The organism is Vibrio sp. OPT46, from assembly GCF_015163535.1.
Classification (GTDB): Bacteria; Pseudomonadota; Gammaproteobacteria; order Enterobacterales; family Vibrionaceae; genus Vibrio; species Vibrio alginolyticus.
In genome coordinates this window covers 42,103-45,242 of record NZ_JADDYG010000029.1, presented here as the reverse complement: position 1 = coordinate 45,242, position 3,140 = coordinate 42,103, and the positions used below count along the sequence as shown (strand labels likewise).

Annotated in this window: 4 protein-coding genes; all 4 read left to right on the top strand. The window is 43.7% G+C overall.

Features of this window, described 5'->3' with window-relative positions; genetic code table 11:
• A partial coding sequence (gene hutW, locus IQR33_RS02215) for a heme anaerobic degradation radical SAM methyltransferase ChuW/HutW (protein WP_193843469.1) occupies positions 1-1,341 on the top strand: 1,341 nt, incomplete at its 5' end.
• Between the two features lie 32 nt (positions 1,342-1,373).
• The gene (gene hutX / locus IQR33_RS02210; RefSeq protein ID WP_053303816.1) at positions 1,374-1,877 is read left to right on the top strand and encodes a heme utilization cystosolic carrier protein HutX; all 504 of its coding nucleotides are present in this window, start codon (positions 1,374-1,376) and stop codon (positions 1,875-1,877) included.
• A gap of 56 nt (positions 1,878-1,933) precedes the next feature.
• Positions 1,934-2,464: a heme utilization protein HutZ gene (gene hutZ / locus IQR33_RS02205; protein ID WP_005375331.1), complete on the top strand. Its 531-nt coding sequence runs from the start codon at positions 1,934-1,936 to the stop codon at positions 2,462-2,464.
• 97 nt (positions 2,465-2,561) lie between these two features.
• On the top strand, positions 2,562-3,098 hold the full coding sequence (locus tag IQR33_RS02200; RefSeq protein ID WP_053303815.1) for an ATP:cob(I)alamin adenosyltransferase: 537 nt from the start codon (positions 2,562-2,564) through the stop codon (positions 3,096-3,098).
• Positions 3,099-3,140: the final 42 nt, after the last annotated feature.

Here is a 3,140-nt window from a genome sequence, read left to right as displayed (position 1 = left end):
TCAGTGTTGGGCAGTGATAGTCCTGATCCATTGCGATTTGCTTTTGTTAAGAAGCATTCTGCACATGCCGGGGGAGCGAGCGTACCTGTGCCCTCGTCTCAACAACAGGCGATTTTTTCGAGTATTACGGCTAACTCAATTAAAGCGACCAATAAGCGCTGTCTTTATATTCATGTTCCGTTTTGTCGCGTTCGTTGCACTTTTTGTAACTTCTTTCAAAATGCTGCAAGTCGCACACTGGTTGATGAGTACTTTGAAGCATTAATGCAGGAGCTTAGAGAGAAAGCGGCATTACCTTGGACACAAAATGGTATTTTTCACGCCGTATATATCGGGGGCGGAACGCCAACGGATTTATCTCCAATACAGGTTCGTGTGTTAGGCCAGGCTATCCGAGACCACTTTCCTTTGGCCGCAGACTGCGAAATCACCTTAGAAGGTCGCATCAATCGTTTTTCTGATGAGTTGTATCAAGGCGCTTTAGACGGTGGGTTTAATCGTTTCTCTTTTGGTGTGCAAAGTTTTAATACACAAGTGCGCCGCAGCGCAAAACGTTTAGATGATAGAGAAGATGTCCTCAAACGGGTGAGCGAGATCGCCAAAGAAGACAAAATTCCGGTCATTATTGATTTACTCTATGGCTTACCTTATCAAACCAAAGAAGTGTTAGAGCAAGATTTAAATGATTTCCTCTCGACTGGCGCACACGGACTGGACTTGTATCAGTTAGTGGTTGGTGGGTCAGCTCCCATGCTCAACCTCGTAGAAAAGGGAAAAATCCCGCCACCTGCGACCACACCAGAAAAAGCGGGAATGTATGAGCTCGGTGTGAACTTTATGGCCAAACACCATATGAAGCAACTGAGTGTGAACCATTGGGCAATCGATAACCGCGAGCGTAGTTTATACAATAGTTTAGCCAAGACTTATGCAGAGGTATTGCCAATTGGCTGTGGTGCTGGAGGTAATATCGGTGGCTACGGGATGATGCAACACCGCACACTAGAGACCTATATTAAAGCGGTCAAAGAAGGTCAAAGCACCATCGCGATGATGATGAAGCAAAGCCCTCTAGAACCACTTTTTTCTGCACTCAAATCTGCGTTTGACCGTGGCATTGTTCAAGCAAATCAACTTCCATCATTTATGGGAGAGGACGCGTTCGGGTTTTTATTGCCTCTATTTAAAGTGTGGCAAGCGAAAGGCTTAGTACAACTACATGAACGTAGCGCAGTCCTTACTCTTGCAGGCAGCTTCTGGGCTGTGTCATTGGCTCAAAGTTGTATTCAGGTACTCACGTCAGAGATGAACGAAACCGTACCGAAAGCATCCAATAATTAATGAAAACAAATTGAACAAAAACGGAAGACACAATGGAATCAATCAAGCAACAAGTTGAAGTATTACTAGAGCAAGAACCACAATTATTGCCAGCTGCGATGGCAGAGCGTCTTGGCATTTCCGAGTTTGAGGTTGTTGCGGCTCTACCTCAGGAAATGGTGGCTATTGCACCAGGAGAGCAAGCGCAAAGCATCTTAGAAAGTTTGGTTGGTTTTGGCCCGGTGACGACCATCGTCCACTCTTTTGGTTCTATCTTTGAAGTTAAAGCGCCGTTTCCAAAAGGAAAAGTGGCGCGTGGCTATTACAATTTAATGGGTAGAGAAGGTGAACTGCACGGCCACCTTAAATTAGATAACGTTAAAAATGTCGCATTAGTCAGTAAACCGTTTATGGGTAGAGAGAGTCACTATTTTGGTTTTTTCTCAGAGTGCGGAAGCAATATTTTCAAGGTTTATTTAGGCCGTAACGAAAAGCGCGAGTTGATTGAAGAGCAAGTAACCGAATTTCGCGCCCTACAAGCCGAATTAAAAAAGTAATCACAAACATAATCGAGGCTTAACTCGAATACTAATTAGTAAAGTCAGGTATCAATATGGATCAACAAGTTAAACAAGAGCGTTTGCAAGGTCGTTTAGGGCCAGAGATCAAAGAGTTCCGTCAGGAGCGTCGTACACTTCAGCTTGCAACTGTCGATGCAGAAGGTCGCCCGAATGTAAGCTACGCGCCTTATGTCCAAAACCAGGAAGGTTATTTCGTTCTCATTTCTAAAATCGCTCGTCATGCCCGTAACCTTTTAGAAAATCCAAATGTTTCATTGATGATGATCGAAGATGAAGAGTCTTCAAAGCAGCTGTTTGCTCGTAAGCGCTTAACTTTTGATGCGGTAGCAAATGTAGTTGAGCGAGACACAGAGATGTGGCAACAAGTTGTTGGACAAATGAAAGAGCGTTTTGGTGAGATTATTGATGGTCTAAGCCAGCTAGAGGATTTCGTTTTGTTCAACTTAAAGCCAGAATCGGGGCTATTTGTTAAAGGTTTTGGTCAGGCGTATCAAGTGTCTGGTGATGATTTAGTCGATTTTGTTCACCTTCAAGAAGGTCACAAGAAAGTCGAAAGTGCCTGATTGTAAACCGATCATATGAATGTCGATCATTTGGCATAATGAACGTTTAAAGGGAGTTAGGTTATACTGACTCCCTTTTTTATATTGGAACAAAAGCATGAAACCTGTAAGCAAGGAATTGAGCGAGATTTGCTATCCGTTTATTTACGAGGACAGTCCGGTTTGTGACTTTGAAATTACAGCAGATGAACTTTGTAGTCGTATTGGCCTTGTTCTCGCTATGGAATTGGACGAGTTTAGCCGCGATATACTGACAAGAATGCAGCCTAATGTTTATCATCTAAATGGTTCGGTTCGCGGAAAATTAGCGATTACAGAAGCGGAAGTTGAAGAGTTAAAGGCCGATTATGCTTTGCTCAAGCAACGTATTGATGGCGGCTTCAAAGGCTTTGTTCTACCCGGAGGGCACTCGGCAGCCAGTCAATTGCATTTGTGCCGTTGCCAAGCTAAAAAAACGGTACGAGCATTAGTTGCCGTTGAACATACAGGTAAGAAGCAGCCCTCACCTATTTTGTTTCGTTACGCGAACTTATTAGCGAATGTACTTTACAGCCTAGCTTCTTATATTAATCATGCTCACCAAGTCAAAGAGACGGAATTCGTTTCTCGTAGTTACGCGATGCCAAAGAAGTGAGCTGAGAAATTAGCGGATGTGAGCATCAGGGATAGGACAAGC

Excerpts from the sequence above, each read along its gene's own strand:
- hutX (WP_053303816.1), top strand. The coding sequence starts at position 1,374 with ATGGAATCAATCAAGCAACAAGTTGAAGTATTACTAGAGCAAGAACCA.
- IQR33_RS02200 (WP_053303815.1), top strand. The coding sequence starts at position 2,562 with ATGAAACCTGTAAGCAAGGAATTGAGCGAGATTTGCTATCCGTTTATT.
- hutZ (WP_005375331.1), top strand. The coding sequence starts at position 1,934 with ATGGATCAACAAGTTAAACAAGAGCGTTTGCAAGGTCGTTTAGGGCCA.